We start from the raw sequence: 16,622 nt of genomic DNA on the forward strand, positions 1-16,622 counted from the left end.
CCCGTCAGCCTCGCAAGTCAGCATCTACAGTGCTTACCTGGAGGCTGAACACCGATGCATATTTCTTTGAAGCGACAAGTCGCACTCGTCACCGGCGCAAGTTCCGGATTGGGCGCGAGTGCGGCGCGGGCGCTGGCCCAGGCCGGTGCGGCTGTGGTCATCAACTTCCATTCCAAGGCGGAACCGGCAGAAGCGCTGGCGGACGAAATCCGTGCCGCGGGTGGTCAGGCGGTCGCCATTGGCGCCGATGTGTCGAAAGAGGAGGACGTCGAGCGCCTGTTCGCCCAGACCCTGGAGGCGTTCGGCGCCCTGGATATTCTGGTTGCCAACTCCGGACTGCAAAAAGATGCGGCCCTGGTCGATATGTCCCTGGACGACTGGAACACCGTCATCAACGTCAACCTGACCGGACAATTTCTTTGCGCCCGCGCGGCATTGCGCCAATTCATCGCCCAGGGCATGCGCCCCGACGTATCCCGGGCCATGGGCAAGATCATTCACATGAGTTCGGTGCACCAGTTGATTCCCTGGGCCGGACATGCCAATTACGCGGCGTCCAAAGGCGGCGTAGACCTGCTGATGCGCAGCATCGCCCAGGAAGTGGGCGTGCAGAAAATCCGCGTCAACAGCATCGCGCCAGGTGCGATCCGCACGCCTATCAATGAAGACGCCCGGGCCGGCGATGCGGAAAAGAAATTGCTGGAGTTGATCCCCTACGGCCGCGTCGGCGAGCCTGAGGACGTTGCCAACGCAGTGGTCTGGCTGGCGTCGGACGCCTCCGATTATGTCCATGGCAGCACGCTGTTCATCGACGGCGGCATGAGCCTTTATCCGGAGTTTCGTGGCAATGGTTGAACGCTTGGAAGAAGCCCAGAACCCCATCGAGAACCACGGCATCATCGGCGACATGCGCAGTGCGGCGCTGGTGGCGGACACCGGCAGCATCGACTTCTGCTGCTGGCCGGACTTTGACAGCCCGTCCATCTTCAGCGCCTTGCTCGACAGCACTGATGCCGGGATCTTTCAGCTGGCGCCGGAGTTGCCCGACGCCCGTCGCCTGCAGATTTACCTCCCCGACACCAATGTTCTGCAAACCCGCTGGATCGGTGAACAGGCCGTGGTGGAAGTCACCGACCTGATGCCCATCGGCCAGGACGCCGATGACCTGCCGCGCCTGGTGCGCCGGGTGCAGGTTCAGGCCGGCAACGTGCGAATCCGCATGCGTTGTCGGGTGCGCCTGGATTACAACCGGGCGTCCACGGCCGCGCATCTGGATGGCGGCTCCGTGTGCTTCCAGGCCGCGGGGCAGCTGGGCATGCGGCTGTCAGGCAATACGGTGATGACCGTCGAAGACGGCACCGCCTGTGCCGACTTCGACCTCCAGCAAGGACAGACCGTCGAGTTCATCCTGGGCGGCGTGGATGATCCGCACGTGGCCGCCGGGCAATGTTCGCGTTACTACGATGACACCCTCAAATTCTGGCGTCAGTGGAGCCGGCAATCCCAGTACCGTGGACGCTGGCGTGAAATGGTGATGCGCTCGGCCCTGGCGCTCAAACTGCTGACCTCGCGCAAACACGGCGGAATCATTGCCGCGGCCACCTATGGCCTGCCGGAAACCCGCGGCGGCGAGCGCAACTGGGACTATCGCTACACCTGGATCCGTGACGCCTCGTTCACGGTGTATGCCTTCATGCGCCTGGGTTACACCGGCGAGGCCAATGCCTACATGCGCTGGGTGCGCCGACGCCTCGACGACTGCTCCGGTGGCTGTGAAAAACTCGGCATTCTCTATTCCCTCGCTGGACAACATGAACTGCCCGAGACCAATCTCGATCACCTCTCGGGCCACGGCGGCGCGCAGCCGGTACGCATCGGCAACGGCGCCTACGACCAGGTCCAGCTGGACATCTATGGCGAATTGATGGACGCGGTGTACCTGTCCAACAAGTACGGCGAAGCGATTTCCCACGACGGCTGGACCCATGCGGTGCGCCAGGTGGATTACGTCTGCGAGCACTGGAGCGATCGCGATGTGGGCATCTGGGAAAAACGCGGCGAGGACCAGCACTTCCTGCATTCGCGGCTGATGTGCTGGGTGGCGCTGGACCGCGCCTTGCGTCTGGCGGCCAAACGCTCGCTGCCGGCGCCGTTCGAGCGCTGGGACAACGTGCGCCAGGCGATTCACGACGACATCTGGGAGCATTTCTGGAATGCCGAGCTGGGCCACTTCGTTCAGTACAAGGGCAGCCGTAGCCTGGACGCGGCGATGCTGTTGATGCCGCTGGTGCGCTTCGTCGGCGCCAGCGATCCCAAGTGGCTGGCGACCCTGGAAGCCATCGAGCACGCGCTGGTTCGCGACGGCATGGTTTACCGCTATCGCAACGACGACAGCCATGATGACGGGCTGGTGGGCGAAGAGGGTGCGTTCGTCGCCTGTTCGTTCTGGTACGTCGAGTGCCTGGCCCGCGCCGGGCAAGTCGAAAAGGCACAGCTGGAATTCGAGCAGTTGCTGCGCTACGCCAACCCGGTGGGGCTGTACGCCGAAGAGTTCGACTGTTACGGCCATCACTTGGGCAACACGCCTCAGGCACTGAGCCATCTGGCGCTGATCAGCGCCGCGACCTTCCTCAACCGTAAACTGGACGGCGGGGAAGGCCTGTGGCAGCCGTGATGGGCGGGTTCATTTGGTGTGCAGGGCGTAGCCGAACTGAATGTCTTCGAGCTTGAAGTTTTCGGCGATCATCCCACAGAAACTCAGTCGCGCCAGGTACACGCCGGGGTTGCTGAGCCAGGCGCGCAGATCGGCGGTTTCGCCGCACATCACCAGTGTGCTGCCGCGCAACAGGCCCAGTGCCTGGCCCGCGCGCAGCGCGCCCATGGGCGTAGGGTCGGCGACGATTACCGAGCCTTCGGGCACCCCCCACTGGTAGGCGTGGACGAAACGCTGCGCCGAACGGTCGGGCAGCCACGGCACCATGACATAGCGAATGTCTTCGCGAAACGGCAGCGACTCCTTGTGGGTGGGCAGGTGCAGTTGGCCGCTCACGTACAGCGAATAGATCAGCACGATACTCAGCGGCCCGCTGAGCACCGAGGCGTTGAGCAAGCCGTTGGCCAGGGGTTTGCGCGGCAGCCACTTGCGCAGCTGCAGGACCCCGAGAATGCTGAACAGCGCAATGCCGGGCAGAAACAGGGTGAAACGGTCGAACACGTTGTAAGTCAGCGCAAACACCAGGTTCAGCACTGCGGCGCTCCACAGCAGGCGACGCAGGCGTCGTCCGGGCCTGATCAGCCCCAGCAGCTGCGGGCCGATCAGCGATGCCAGCAACACGCATACCGCATTCTTTTCATGCCAGAGCAGGTCCACGCGAAACAGGTTGCCGTACCAGTGGGCCGCCGCGGAGTCGCCCGCGATGTAGCGTCGGGCAATGTCCAGCGGCCCCAGGCCCGCCATCAGGTCGTTGATCAGCGCAGGGTAGGCGGTCAGGAAACCCATCAGGAACCCGGCCGCCGCGAGCCAGGTTTGCGTTTTGTACTGGACCAGCAACTGAACGTACAGCGGCAACAGCACCACGAAAGTCAGCGGGTCCGTCGAGGCACCCAGGCCGGTCAGCAGGCCGATCGACAACAGGGTGCGACGTGCGCTCAGGTGCGCGCTCCAGGCGCAGTACACCCAGTACGCCAGCAGCATGAGCAAGGTGTGCAGCAGGTAGATCTCGGCCTTGGTCGAGACCCAGAACACCGCGTGGGACAGCAGCGTGGCGGCCGCGGCCAGAAGCGCCTGGCGCGGAGTTGCGCCCACGCTGATGGCCAGTTGTACCACCAGCCAGGCCAGCGGTATCAGCAACAGGGAATTGAGCAGGCCCAGGACGCGGGAGCCGAACAGTGTCTGGATCGCGGTGGTGAGCAGGTGATAAAGCGGATGATCCAGCGGTCCGAGGGATTCGCTGAGCAACCGGCCGCTGGCTGCATTGGCCAGCAGCGCGCCGTTATCGCCCCATTGAATCGGGCCGCTGGAGGCAATGGAGCTGGACAGCACGGCAGCGATCACCAGCAGCAAGGGAATCAGGATCGATGACCCGCGCGGCCGCTCTGCGGTCGTGGGTGCAATGGAAGGTGGATTGATCACATGCCGCATGCCGCGCCGCTCCTTAGGGTGTGTAACGTCCACTTCGCAACGGAACACACTATGGAACGAAACTGGACATTCGCCTCTTGAATAAAAACTAACGGCAGAGCGAGAGGTGCCGGGTGGCTGGCGTCAGTGGTTGATCGTGTTTTTCGGGTCTCATCGAAAAGTTCTACTACTTGGGCCAGCTCCTACAGCTTTGCGCGGCCGGAAAGATCTACCGGTCTCTTGGCAGCCTGGTCATAATGACCCCCTTTCATACCGTCCCATCCGGAGTCGCAATGACCCATCCGCTGCTGCTGGAACTGGTGCCGTTGGTGGCGGACCTGTCCCGCGATCTGCCTGACGAAGAACGCTATCGCCGCTTGCTCGAATCCTTGCGCCAGATGCTGCCCTGCGATGCGGCGGCGCTGCTCAAGCTTGAAGATGAGGTACTGATTCCGCTGGCCGTGGACGGATTGAGCCCCGACACCCTGGGCCGTCGGTTTCGCGTTCAGGAACATCCGCGCTTCAGGATCCTGCTGGAGAGCGCAGGGCCGGTCAGGTTCTGCGCCGACAGTGAACTGCCTGACCCTTACGACGGCCTGGTCGAAGGCCATGGCCAGCTGGAGGTTCACGACTGCCTGGGCTGTGCGCTGTATTTCCAGGAACGTCCCTGGGGGCTGATCACCCTCGATTCCCTGGACCCGGCGAGCTTCGGCAGTGTCGACCTGGACAGCCTGCAGGCGTTCGCCGGCCTGGCGGCGGCCACCGTCATGGCCAGTGAGCGCATAAAACAGCTGGCGCGGGGGTTCGAAGACCAGCGCCAGCTTGCCGAAGTCTATAAACGCGCTGCCGGCGGGCGTGCCCCGCGTGAGTTGATCGGCCAGAGCGCGGTACACAAACGGTTGTTGCAGGAAATCCAGCTGGTCGGCAACAGCCCGTTGACAGTTCTGGTGACCGGCGAAACCGGCGTCGGCAAGGAACTGGTCGCCGAGTCCATCCACCTGCATTCGCCACGGGCGCACAAGCCGTTGATCAGCCTCAACTGCGCGGCGCTGCCGGAAACCCTGGTGGAAAGCGAGCTGTTCGGCCACGTCAAGGGCGCATTTTCCGGCGCGGTCAACGGACGCAGCGGCAAGTTCGAGCTGGCCGATGGCGGCACCCTGTTTCTCGATGAGGTGGGCGAACTGCCGCTGCCGGTGCAGTCGAAACTGCTCAGGGTGCTGCAGAGCGGTCAGTTGCAGAGGGTCGGCTCGGATCAGGAGCACCGGGTGGACGTGCGCATCATCGCCGCCACCAATCGCGACCTGGCCGAGGAAGTACGGGCCGGGCGGTTCCGCGCCGACCTCTATCATCGCCTCAGCGTCTATCCATTGCAGGTGCCGCCGTTGCGTGAGCGAGGCCGCGATGTACTGGTGCTGGCCGGCTACTTTCTGGAGGAAAATCGCTTGCGCATGGGGCTGCGCAGCCTGCGTCTGAACGGCGAGGCGCAGAAGCTGCTGCTCAGCCACAACTGGCCCGGTAACGTGCGCGAGCTGGAACACTTGATCAGCCGGGCCGTGCTCAAGAGCCTGGCCGCACAACCTCAGCGACCACGTATCCTGACCATCGAAGCGCAGGCGCTGGGCCTTGACGAGGTCGTAGCTACCGCGACGCCAAGCGCAGTCCAGGCACCGGTAGTGGCGTTGCAGCCGGGGGAAGGGCTCAAAGAGGCAGTCGACGCCTATCAACGCGCCCTGATCGTCGATGCGCTGGAAAAGCACCAGGGTAAATGGAGCGAAGCCGCCAGGGCGTTGGGTGTCGACCGGGCCAACCTGAACCGCCTCGCCAGGCGTTTGGGGATTCGATAAACAGCATCGCCGTCCTGTAGGAGCGAGCCTGCTGGCGGAGACATCGGTTCTGCCGCTAAAGAGGCTTCGAGTGGCCTGGCGCCTTCGCGCGCAAGCTCGCTCCTGCACATTCAGTGTGTTCGTAATCGAGTAGAAGCAAGCTTGTTGAACATTGTCAGACAAAAAGACTGAATTATTTGCCTTCGTCAGGGGTCGGTTATTGTCTCGTCACCGAAAAAAAGGCTCAGCCTTCAATGGCCCTCCCCAAACACTTCCGCATCGATTACCTGCTCAACGGCGCCTTCAAGACGTTTTATATCCGGGCCGAACACATGGACGGTGCCAATGCCTGGCACCATGCCAGTGTCGATGCCGGTCTGGCGCGGATCCCCAAATACCGGACGGAAAGGGTCCCCATGGTCACCCAGCCCAGTGCCGAGCAATACGGCATCAGCGATGTGGAGTGGGCCCAGGCCTGATCCTGAACCTGCCCAGAGGATTTTCCGGCCATGACGTCCATCCCGCCGATTCAGCAGGGTGCCGTGTTTGAGACCGATCTGCCGGCGCGCCTGGACCGCTTGCCGTGGGGCCGCTTTCATACGTTGCTGGTGATCGCGCTGGGCATCACCTGGCTGCTCGACGGGCTGGAAGTGACGCTGGCCGGCTCCGTGGCCGGCGCCTTGAAAAACAGCCCGGCGCTGAACCTGTCCAACAGTGACATTGGCCTGGCCGGAGCGGTGTATATCGCTGGCGCAGTGCTGGGCGCGTTGTTCTTTGGCTGGCTCACGGACCGTCTCGGACGCCGCAAACTGTTTTTCATCACCTTGCTGCTGTACGTCGGCGCAACCGCGGCGACGGCGTTTTCCTTCAATGTCTGGAGCTTCATGTTGTTTCGCTTCCTGACCGGCATGGGCATCGGCGGCGAGTACACAGCGATCAATTCGACCATCCAGGAATTCACCCCCGCACGCTATCGCGGCTGGGTCGACCTGAGCATCAATGGCACCTTCTGGCTGGGCGCGGCGTTGGGCGCCGGCGGTTCGATCCTGTTGCTCGACCCGCAATGGATTGGCGGCGAGCTTGGCTGGCGCCTGTGCTTCGGCATCGGCGCCGCCCTGGGCCTGTTGATCCTGTTGATGCGCCTGTGGCTGCCGGAAAGCCCGCGCTGGCTGCTGATCCACGGCCGTACCGAGGAAGCCACGCGCATCGTCGAGCGGATCGAGGCCGATTTGCGCCGGCAGGGCCACGTGCTGACCGAGCCGCAGGGCAGACCGCTGCGCCTGCATGCCCGGGATCACACACCGCTCAAGGAAATTGTCGACACGCTGTTCCGCACCTTCCGCCAGCGTTCGCTGGTGGGCCTGACGCTGCTGACGGCGCAGGCTTTTTTCTACAACGCGATCTTCTTCACCTACGCCCTGGTGCTGACCGATTTCTACGCAGTGCCTGCCGAACAGGTTGGCTGGTACGTGCTGCCGCTGGCATTGGGTAATTTCTGCGGGCCGTTGCTGCTCGGCCGACTGTTCGATGTGATCGGCAGGCGGGTGATGATCAGCCTGACCTACGGCTTGTCCGGCGTGCTGCTGGCGATCAGCGGCTATTTGTTCGAGCAGGGCGCTCTGGATGTAACGCAGCAGGCGATGGCCTGGATGGTGATTTTCTTTTTCGCGTCCGCCGCGGCCAGTTCCGCCTACCTGACGGTGGCCGAGACCTTTCCACTGGAAATCCGCGCGCTGGCCATTGCCGTGTTCTACGCATTCGGCACTGGCCTTGGCGGCATCATCGGCCCGACTCTGTTCGGGCAACTGATCGAGACCCAGGACAGGGGCAATGTGCAGATCGGCTATCTGATCGGGGCAGGGCTGATGATATTCGCCGCCGCCGTACAGGCGCGCTGGGGCGTGGCATCGGAGCGCAAGTCGCTGGAGCAGGTCGCAAGGCCGTTGTCGCAAGCGGGGGACGACTAGTCGCGGCTGCTACTTTTTGAAGACCTGGCGCAGATCATTGGCCGAAGCCTGGAGGCCCTGGATGCGTGCATTCACATCTTGCGCATCGATGATCCGAGACGAATGTTGCAGGTAGCGCATATGACCGGCGAGGTTTCGCGACACTCGCTCCAGATCGTCGGCGGTGCGCTTCAGGTAATCCTGCATGTCTTTGAGTGGTTCAAGCTGCACTGCCGTTCCTCAGTAAGTCGCCTCCCGGTGGCGTGATGGGGCTGCTCCTTGACTGTCTGAAAGCATTATCGGCCGTGATGGCACTTTGCTTCAATTTATTTGTCGCGGTGCCACGCGGCATTCGGTCGCGCACTGGGTGATTTCCTTCAATACCGGCTCAAACCGGCTCTTTACCCTGATCAGGTCAATCCATCCTGTATCAGAGGTTCCCATGAGTCTGTTCATCTCCATGGCGGCATTTGCCCTGGCGTCATCCATTACGCCGGGGCCGGTCAATCTGGTCGCGCTCAGCGCCGGCGCACGCTTTGGTTTCTGGCCGAGCATGCGCCATGTGCTCGGTGCCACCCTGGGTTTTACCTTGCTGCTGGTGCTGATTGGCCTGGGCCTGCATGAAACCCTGCGCCAGTGGCCGTTCCTGACCCGGCTGATCCAGTGGGCCGGCGTCGCGTTCCTGTTGTACATGGCCTGGCAGCTGGCGGCTGATGATGGGCGGCTGAATGTCAATCAGCAGGGCAAACGGCCGTCCATGCTGTACGGCGCACTGATGCAGTGGCTCAACCCCAAGGCCTGGCTGGCGTCGATTGCGGGCATGGGTGTATTCGTGGCCAATAGCGAAGCCCGGCTGGTCTGGCAGTTTTCGGCGATTTATTGCGTGGTCTGCTATGCGTCGCTGGGTTGCTGGGCCTACGCAGGCAGCTTTTTCAGCCATTACCTGCGCAGCGCGGCGGGCGTGCGGCGGTTCAATCGGACCATGGCGGCCTTGCTGGCCGGCTGCGCGTTGTATCTGCTGCTGGGCTGAACTCAGAGCCGATACTGGCCCGGCGTGGCGGCCAAGTGTTTCTTGAACTCGCGCTGCAAATGCGCCTGATCGGCAAAACCCGTCTCATGGGCCACGTCGGCAATCAATCGGCCTTGCTTGAGCTGGTTGCGGGCGTGCTGGATACGCCGGTTGATCAGGTAAGCGTGGGGCGTCATGTGATAGCGCTGTTCAAAGGCGCGGATCAGATACGAAGCCGACAGGCTGGCCGCTGCACAAATATCGTCCAGCCTGATGGGTTCACTGAAATGCTCGTCGATGAACCGGGCGGCCTGCGCAACGCGATGCAGCGGCTTGTCGAGGGCATGCGGCGCGCTGCCCAGCACCTGTTGCAGCAAGGTGAAGAACGACAGGGCGGTGCACTGCTTGTGCAGTGTGTCCTGATCCGGGTCGATCAAGGTCCGGTACAAGTCCACCAGGCCCGAATACAGCGCCGGATCGGTACTGGCCGTAGCGGCCAGCGGCTGGAAACCGCAACCGGGCTGCTGCAGCAACTCGGCCTGGCGTTCACCCAGCCACTGGCTGTTGACGTAAAGCATCAGGTACGACCAGGGTTGGTCGGCGATGGGATTACAGGCGTGAACGGCGCCGGGATTCATCAGCACCACGGTGCCCTGGCTGACGGTTTGCGAGGTCTTTTCGTGCAGATAGGTGCTGGTCCCGGCGGTGATGGCGCCGATGGAAAACACTTCATGGGAATGCCGTGCGTAACACAGCTTGCGCCCATCCTCTACCGAGCGCGCCTCGATGAACGGCAAGCGTTCGTCACGCCAGAAGAACGGCGTGACGGGAGTGGGGTGGCGATTGATGCGGTCCATGCGAACGTCCCGGTGGCTGAGCCATAAGACTAGCGCATTTGCCAAAACTTCTGTGGGAGCGGACCGGGCGGCGCTCCGCTCCTGCTAAGAGGGTTTTATTACTTGGGGGCAGGCACGATATCCACGATCTGGCCGTTCACTTTCTGGAAGCGCACGTATTTGTCGTTGATCTGAATCCATTCGCTTTCCTTGGCCGGCTCTTTCAGGCCTTTGGCTTTCCAGTCCTTGATGCTGGAATCGCTGCGGCGAAACTGCTCAGGCACGCGGGAACCCAGTTCCAGTTCGTGCTGGTTGTACTGCGATTCCTCGACCTTGGGCTCGGGCTTCTCGTCGGCGTGCACGGGCAGAGTGACAACCGAGAAGCAGCCGATCAGGGACATGCAGGCGATCAACGATTTGCTATTCATGTGAAGACTCCGTCTTGAGTGTAAGGCGACTGGCTTATTGCCTGTCCTGCAGCATGGGACCGTGGGCAAGAGAAATCATTCGATCTGTTGCTGGGCGTGACAACCGACACCTGACAGAACTTTCACCCCCACGGCGCCATTGCTGTCCCTATTGGCGGCGACTTCTTGGTATGGTGCGCGCCGAAATATTTAATTACATGTTAACGCGACCTGTGTCCTTTACCGAGAAGCTGTAGAAATGCCCAATCCCATTCCTCTCAAGGATCATGAAAAGGACGCCCGGCTGGTCAATCGCCGAGTCATTGCCTGTGCCGCGTTGATTGCGGTGCTGAGCGCCTGCCTGGTGGGCCGCTTGTATTTCCTGCAGGTCACCGAATTTGCCTACCACTCCACCGTCTCCGAGAACAACCGGGTGCATGTGCTGCCGATCCCGCCCGAGCGTGGCCTGATCTATGACCGCAACGGCGAGGTGCTGGCCGACAACCGCCCCAGTTTCAACCTGACCCTGACCCGCGAGCGCGCCGGTGACTGGCACGGGGTGATCGACCAGCTGATGAGCATTCTCTCGCTGCCTGATGAGGACCGGATCCTGTTCGACAAGGAGCTCAAGCAGGTTCGCCACCCATTCGAGCCCGCCACCTTGTTGTACGAGCTGACCGAAGAGCAGATCGCCCTGTTGGCGGTCAATCAATACCGCCTGCCCGGCGTCGACGTGGCGGCGCAGTTCGTGAGGCATTACCCGTTGGGCGCGCATTTCGCGCATTCCATTGGCTATGTCGGGCGCATCAACGAGAAAGAAGCCAGGCAACTGGACACCGACTACCGCGGCACCCAGTCCATCGGCAAGACCGGTATCGAGCGCTTCTATGAATCCGAACTGCACGGTCGGGTCGGCTACGAAGAGGTCGAGACCAACGCCCAGGGCCGAGTCCTGCGGGTGTTGAAACGCACCGATCCGGTTCCCGGCAAGAACATCACCCTGAGCCTGGATGTGCATTTGCAGGAAGCCGCCGAGAATGCGCTGGGTGATCGGCGCGGTTCGGTGGTAGCGCTGGACCCGGAGACCGGCGAAGTGCTGGCGATGGTCAGCAAGCCCAGTTTCGACCCCAACCTGTTCGTGACCGGGATCAGCTTCAAAGCCTACGCGGCGTTGCGCGATTCCATCGACCGGCCGCTGTTCAACCGCGTGCTGCGCGGGTTGTATGCGCCCGGTTCGACGGTCAAGCCGGAAGTGGCCATCGCCGGGCTCGACACCGGCGTGGTCAACGCCTCGACCCGGGTCTTCGACCCTGGCTATTTCCAGTTGCCGGACTTCGATCACAAGTACCGCAACTGGAACCACAGCGGCGATGGCTGGGTGGACATGGACGCGGCGATCATGCGTTCCAACGACACCTACTTCTACACCCTGGCGCACAAGCTGGGCATCGACCGGCTGCACGACTACATGACCATGTTCGGCATCGGCCAGAAGGTCTCGCTGGACATGTTCGAGGAATCTGCAGGGCTGATGCCGTCCCGGGAATGGAAACGGGCCACGCGGCGCCAGGCCTGGTTCCCGGGCGAAACCGTGATTCTCGGCATCGGCCAGGGCTACATGCAGGTCACGCCGCTGCAACTGGCCCAGGCCACCTCGCTGATTGCCAGCAAAGGCGTGTGGCACCGTCCGCATCTGGCCAAAGAAGTCGGCCACGTGGCCCCGGTGGATGAGCATCCGATGCCCGACATCGTGCTGCGCGATCCCCGGGAATGGGATCAGGTCAACGTCGGCATGCAGATGGTCATGCACGATCCGCGGGGTATCGCCCGTGCGGCGGCGCAAGGCGCGCAGTATCGCATCGCCGGCAAGAGCGGCACCGCGCAAGTGGTGGCGATCAAGCAGGGCGAGCGCTATGACCGCAACAAGACCCTGGAACGCCACCGCGACAACGCACTGTTCGTGGGTTTCGCCCCGGCCGAACGGCCAAAGATCGTGGTCTCGGTGATGATCGAAAACGGCGAGGCGGGCGGGCGCGTGGCCGGGCCGGTGGTGCGGGAAATTCTCGACGCCTGGCTGCTGGACCAGAACGGCAAGCTCAAGCCGCAGTATGCCGCGCCGGCTTCGGCGAGCGGTGCGCCCCATGCCTGACGCGGCGGATCGGGCGTGAGTTGGCGAGGCTGAACCGGGCGCAGGTTTACTGAACTGTCGTCAGCGTGACGGGTCGACCACAGCAGGCGCTGCCGAGCCTGCGCCGATCCTTCACAGCTTCGACAAGGAACCCCGCATGTCCAAGACCATTGCCGACCATCTCGCGCAAACCCTCGCAGCGGCTGGTGTTTCCCATATCTGGGGGGTGGCCGGCGACAGCCTCAACGGCCTGACCGACAGCCTGCAACGCACCGAATCGATTCGCTGGATGCACACCCGCCATGAGGAAGTCGCGGCCTTCGCCGCCGGCGCCCAGGCGGCATCGAGCGGCAAACTGGCGGTCTGCGCCGGCAGTTGCGGGCCGGGCAATCTGCACCTGATCAACGGCCTGTACGACTGCCATCGCAGCCGTGTGCCGGTGTTGGCGATTGCGGCCCACATTCCTTCCGCCGAAATCGGCCTGGATTATTTTCAGGAAACCCACCCGCAGGAACTGTTCAAGGAGTGCAGCCACTTCGTCGAACTGGTGAGCAGCCCCGAGCAGTTTCCGCGCGTACTGGAGCGCGCCATGCGAGCGGCGATCAGCCAGCAGGGTGTGGCGGTGATCGTGGTGCCCGGTGACGTATTGCTCAGTGATTCGCCGGACGTATCGGCCAAGTGGGTCGAGGTCCAGCCGCCGAGTGTGGTGCCGGCCGAGCAGGACCTGCAAACCCTGGTCGAGATGCTCAACGACTCCAAGGCCACCACGCTGCTGTGCGGCGCGGGCTGCGCCGGTGCGCATCAGCAGGTCATCAAACTGGCCGAGACGCTGGGCGCGCCAATCGTCCACGCCTTGCGCGGCAAGCCGCATGTCGAATACGACAACCCGTTCGACGTCGGCATGACCGGGCTGATCGGCTTCAGCTCCGGCTACCACGCGATGCTGTCCTGCGACACGCTGGTGATCCTGGGCAGCAGCTTTCCGTACCGCAATTTCTATCCGGCCGACGCGAAGATCATTCAGATCGATCTGGACCCGACCCAACTGGGCCGTCGCACGCCCGTGGCGCTGGGGCTGGTCGGTGGCATCAAAGAAACTCTCGACACCGTGCTGCCGCGCCTCAAGCCCCACAGCGACCGGCGGTTTCTCGACAAGGCGCTCAAGCATTACGCCAAGGCCCGCGAAGAGCTGGACGAACTCGCCACGCCGACTCCGCCCGGCCGGCCGATTCATCCGCAGTACCTGACGCGACTGATCGACGAGCAGGCCGATGACGACGCGATCTTCACCGTGGACGTGGGCTCGCCGACCTTGTGGGCGGCGCGTTACCTGCACATGAACGGCAAGCGCAAGCTCATCGGCTCGTTCAATCACGGCTCGATGGCCAACGCCATGCCGCAGGCACTGGGCGCCAAGGCGCAGTATCCGGATCGCCAAGTGGTGGCGTTGTGCGGCGACGGCGGTTTGTCGATGTTGCTGGGCGACCTGCTGAGCATCCGCCAGTTGAACCTGCCGATCAAAATGGTGGTGTTCAACAATAGCTCGCTGGGCTTCGTCGACATGGAAATGAAAGCTGCCGGCTACGTGCCCCATGACACCGACTTCCACGACACCAACTTTGCAGGCGTGGCGCTGGGTGCCGGCATCCTTGGCATTCGCGTGCAGAACGCCGACGAATTGCCCGCCGCGCTGCAAAAGGCCTTCGAACACCCAGGCCCGGTGCTGATCGACGTGGTGACCGCCAAGCAGGAGCTGGGCATCCCGCCGAAAATCAAACTGGCCCAGGCCAAGGGTTTCAGCCTGTACATGATGCGCGCGATTCTCAGCGGGCGGGGCAATCAGGTACTGGAGCTGGCCAAGACCAATCTGCGCTAGGAGGTGCAGGCATCTGCACTCGGTGATGCCGCGTTAAAACAGGCCTGCCGGACCTTCGCTCAAACAGTCGTACAGGCACCTGGTCCGGTGCAGCCGGGTCAGTCGCAACGAGGCGGTTCGGCGTCGGCGGGGTGGTGAACCCCGTCGGACGTCCCGACCGGCCCCAGATCGAACGGATTGACTCCTTCCAGACACCCCACGTTATAGCCGTATTGCTCAGGATTCGAGCGGCGCTGATGGTGGGTGTACACGCCGCAATGGCCGCAGAAGTAATGGCGGGCCGTCAGCGTGTTGAACTGATACAACTTCAATACGCTTTGCCCATGGAGCAGGCGAATGCCATCTGCCGCCACCGTGGCGACAATCGCGCCGCGCCGTCTGCACAGTGAGCAGTCGCAGCGGTGCGGATCGACGATGCCGTCCGGCAAGTCCAGTTCCAGCATCACCGCGCCGCAATGGCACGACGCTTTGTGCACAGGATTGATCCGGGTCGGACCGACTTTCTTGATCATGGCTGAGCCTCCGTTTTTGCCCTTGAGGGTAACCCCCGGATTCGACTCTGCCCAATCGAGCCGACGGATCGGGCGATGGGGTGTGGCGCCTAGATGACAATTGCGCACATGCGAACAAGCCGGTTGTGAGGAAATGTGCTTAGGTTGGGCAAGCCCTTTCTCATCCATTGAAGCCGGAAGCTTTCATGAATCGCAATGACCTGCGCCGTGTCGACCTCAATCTGCTGGTGATCTTCGAGGCGCTCATGTTCGAGCGCAATCTGACTCGCGTCGCCGAGAAACTGTTCATCGGCCAGCCGGCGGTCAGTGCCGCACTGGGCCGTCTGCGCGACCTGTTCGACGACCCGTTGCTGCTGCGCAACGGCCGGGGCATGGAGCCCACCGCGCGGGCTCTGGTGATCCTCGAAGAAATCCGCCCGGCGCTGGACACCATTTCCGGGGCAGTAAGCCGTGCCAAGGAGTTCGATCCGGCGACCAGCTGCGACGTGTTCCGCATCGGCCTGTCGGACGACGCCGAGTTCGGCCTGTTGCCGCCCTTGCTGAGCCGCCTGCGTGAGGAAGCGCCGGGCATTATCGTGGTCATTCGTCGGGCCAACTACCTGTTGCTGCCAGCGCTGCTCGCTTCGGGGGAAATCTCGGTCGGGGTCAGCTATACCGTAGAGCTGCCGGCCAACGCCAAGCGCAAGAAGTTGCGCGACATCGGCTGCAAGGTGATCCGTGGCGACGCTCGGCCTGGCACGCTGAGCCTGGACGACTACTGTGAACGCAAGCACGCGATGGTGTCTTTTTCCGGCGACCTGAGCGGCAACATCGACCTGGATCTGGCCAGGGTCGGTCGTGCCCGCAAGGTGGTGCTGGCGGTGCCGCAGTTCAACGGTTTGCGCGCCTTGCTGGCGGGCACCGAGCTGATTGCCACGGTGCCCGATTACGCCGCCTGCGCATTGATCGAAGGCAGTCAGCTTCGCGCCGAGGAGCCGCCGTTCCCGATCGTTCCGGCCGAGCTGTCGATGGTGTGGAGCGGGGTGCATGACAACGACCCGGCCGAACGCTGGCTACGGTCACGCATCGCCGAATACATGTCGGCGCCGCTGCCTGAGTCGGCGGCCCTGGGGCAACAGTGAGAACCTTTCGCAAAGAAAGCACATCGATTCAATCACTGCCGGTTGATCGACGGCACTCTCTGTTTCCATTCAGGGCGCCGTCGTAACACCTACCAGGCCGAAGCGGCGCCGCGACCTTTAATAACCGTTTGCCGGAGCCGCAGGTTATGTCCGAATCCATTCGCCTCGATGCCGAGGCCCGCGCCATCGACAGCGCGGCCTTCAATGAAGTCGTCACCCTGGTCATCAAGCACCGCGTCAAGGCCGGACAGCAAGCCCATTACGAGCAATGGTTGCGACGCATCGTCACCATCGCCAGCGGTTATCCGGGCCATCTGGGCGTTGACGTGATCCGCAGCACCGCCGACGGCCTGAAACAGTTCACCTGCGTGCTGCGCTTTCATTCGACCCAGGCGATGCAGGCGTGGCTGGACTCCGAGCAGCGCCGTGCACTGGTGGAGGAAGCCGCGCCGATGCTGGCCGACGGCGACCAGATTCAGGTCAATCCGCATAACGAGTTCTGGTTCAACCCCGGCACCGATCAGACCGGGCAGCCGCCGCGCTGGAAACAGGCCTGCGTATCGTTTCTGGTGATCCTGCCGCTGACCTTGTGCGTGCCGTTGTTCTGGCTGCCGATTCTGGCGTTCAGCCCGTGGCTGTCGGGGTATGTGGTCAGTACCGCAATCATCACTATCACCATTGTGTTGCTGGTGGTTTACCCGTTGATGCCGGCCGCCACCCGACTGCTGGCGCCCTGGCTGAACGCTTCTGCCAAATCGCCTGAATAAGGCCCCCGAGGAAACCTTCCGATGACAGACGAGAAAACCGATCTGCAGCGCAGGCGCTTCATCGCCAAGGGCTCGCT

Annotated in this window: 15 protein-coding genes; 10 read left to right on the forward strand and 5 right to left on the reverse strand. The window is 62.8% G+C overall.

Annotation, left to right across the window (positions count from 1 at the left end; genetic code table 11):
• Positions 1 to 54: 54 nt before the first annotated feature.
• Together EGJ27_RS19080 and EGJ27_RS19085 are read left to right on the forward strand one after the other, a co-directional pair.
• Positions 55 to 855 (forward strand): glucose 1-dehydrogenase, encoded by an 801-nt coding sequence (locus EGJ27_RS19080; protein WP_125832295.1) that lies wholly within the window; start codon positions 55 to 57, stop codon positions 853 to 855.
• Positions 848 to 2,674, forward strand: coding sequence for a glycoside hydrolase family 15 protein (locus EGJ27_RS19085; RefSeq protein WP_125832296.1), 1,827 nt, complete (start codon positions 848 to 850; stop codon positions 2,672 to 2,674). The genes EGJ27_RS19080 and EGJ27_RS19085 overlap by 8 nt, the downstream gene beginning before the upstream one ends.
• Before the next feature lie 9 nt (positions 2,675 to 2,683).
• Here EGJ27_RS19085 and EGJ27_RS19090 read toward each other — a convergent pair whose 3' ends face one another.
• Positions 2,684 to 4,141 carry a DUF2723 domain-containing protein gene (locus EGJ27_RS19090; RefSeq protein WP_256672884.1) on the reverse strand — a complete coding sequence of 486 codons (1,458 nt, stop codon included), beginning with the start codon at positions 4,139 to 4,141 and terminating at the stop codon, positions 2,684 to 2,686.
• Positions 4,142 to 4,413: 272 nt separating this feature from the next.
• On the opposite strand from EGJ27_RS19090, the gene norR reads away from it, so the two are divergent.
• The 3 genes from norR (at position 4,414) to EGJ27_RS19105 (ending at position 7,910) form a co-directional block, all read left to right on the forward strand.
• The gene (gene norR, locus EGJ27_RS19095; protein WP_125832297.1) at positions 4,414 to 5,964 is read left to right on the forward strand and encodes a nitric oxide reductase transcriptional regulator NorR; all 1,551 of its coding nucleotides are present in this window, start codon (positions 4,414 to 4,416) and stop codon (positions 5,962 to 5,964) included.
• Between the two features lie 233 nt (positions 5,965 to 6,197).
• Positions 6,198 to 6,422 (forward strand): DUF6555 family protein, encoded by a 225-nt coding sequence (locus EGJ27_RS19100; protein WP_125832298.1) that lies wholly within the window; start codon positions 6,198 to 6,200, stop codon positions 6,420 to 6,422.
• Between the two features lie 30 nt (positions 6,423 to 6,452).
• Complete coding sequence (locus EGJ27_RS19105) at positions 6,453 to 7,910, forward strand: MFS transporter (RefSeq protein WP_125832299.1); 1,458 nt, start codon at positions 6,453 to 6,455, stop codon at positions 7,908 to 7,910.
• A 9-nt stretch (positions 7,911 to 7,919) separates the two neighbouring features.
• Here the strand turns inward: EGJ27_RS19105 and EGJ27_RS19110 are convergent, their stop codons facing one another.
• A complete protein-coding gene (locus tag EGJ27_RS19110) occupies positions 7,920 to 8,120 on the reverse strand; it encodes a hypothetical protein (RefSeq protein ID WP_125832300.1) in 201 nt (66 codons plus the stop codon).
• Positions 8,121 to 8,331: 211 nt separating this feature from the next.
• Between EGJ27_RS19110 and EGJ27_RS19115 the strand changes: the two genes are divergently transcribed.
• Positions 8,332 to 8,919: a LysE family translocator gene (locus tag EGJ27_RS19115; protein ID WP_177523058.1), complete on the forward strand. Its 588-nt coding sequence runs from the start codon at positions 8,332 to 8,334 to the stop codon at positions 8,917 to 8,919.
• Positions 8,920 to 8,921: 2 nt separating this feature from the next.
• On the opposite strand, the gene EGJ27_RS19120 is transcribed toward EGJ27_RS19115, so the two are convergent.
• Positions 8,922 to 9,755: an AraC family transcriptional regulator gene (locus EGJ27_RS19120; protein WP_125832301.1), complete on the reverse strand. Its 834-nt coding sequence runs from the start codon at positions 9,753 to 9,755 to the stop codon at positions 8,922 to 8,924.
• 98 nt (positions 9,756 to 9,853) lie between these two features.
• Positions 9,854 to 10,162, reverse strand: coding sequence for an RcnB family protein (locus EGJ27_RS19125; RefSeq protein ID WP_125832302.1), 309 nt, complete (start codon positions 10,160 to 10,162; stop codon positions 9,854 to 9,856).
• Positions 10,163 to 10,400: 238 nt separating this feature from the next.
• Here EGJ27_RS19125 and mrdA point away from each other — a divergent pair, with 238 nt between their 5' ends.
• Together mrdA and poxB are read left to right on the forward strand one after the other, a co-directional pair.
• Positions 10,401 to 12,290, forward strand: coding sequence for a penicillin-binding protein 2 (mrdA, locus tag EGJ27_RS19130; RefSeq protein WP_125832303.1), 1,890 nt, complete (start codon positions 10,401 to 10,403; stop codon positions 12,288 to 12,290).
• A gap of 136 nt (positions 12,291 to 12,426) precedes the next feature.
• Complete coding sequence (gene poxB / locus EGJ27_RS19135; protein WP_125832304.1) at positions 12,427 to 14,145, forward strand: ubiquinone-dependent pyruvate dehydrogenase; 1,719 nt, start codon at positions 12,427 to 12,429, stop codon at positions 14,143 to 14,145.
• A gap of 98 nt (positions 14,146 to 14,243) precedes the next feature.
• On the opposite strand, the gene EGJ27_RS19140 is transcribed toward poxB, so the two are convergent.
• A complete protein-coding gene (locus EGJ27_RS19140) occupies positions 14,244 to 14,657 on the reverse strand; it encodes a GFA family protein (RefSeq protein WP_125832305.1) in 414 nt (137 codons plus the stop codon).
• A 185-nt stretch (positions 14,658 to 14,842) separates the two neighbouring features.
• Here EGJ27_RS19140 and EGJ27_RS19145 point away from each other — a divergent pair, with 185 nt between their 5' ends.
• Together EGJ27_RS19145 and EGJ27_RS19150 are read left to right on the forward strand one after the other, a co-directional pair.
• On the forward strand, positions 14,843 to 15,778 hold the full coding sequence (locus EGJ27_RS19145; RefSeq protein ID WP_125832306.1) for a LysR substrate-binding domain-containing protein: 936 nt from the start codon (positions 14,843 to 14,845) through the stop codon (positions 15,776 to 15,778).
• Positions 15,779 to 15,924: 146 nt separating this feature from the next.
• Complete coding sequence (locus tag EGJ27_RS19150) at positions 15,925 to 16,545, forward strand: antibiotic biosynthesis monooxygenase (RefSeq protein WP_125832307.1); 621 nt, start codon at positions 15,925 to 15,927, stop codon at positions 16,543 to 16,545.
• Positions 16,546 to 16,622 lie beyond the last annotated feature (77 nt).

Source organism: Pseudomonas sp. v388 (assembly GCF_003935425.1).
Classification (GTDB): domain Bacteria; phylum Pseudomonadota; class Gammaproteobacteria; order Pseudomonadales; family Pseudomonadaceae; genus Aquipseudomonas.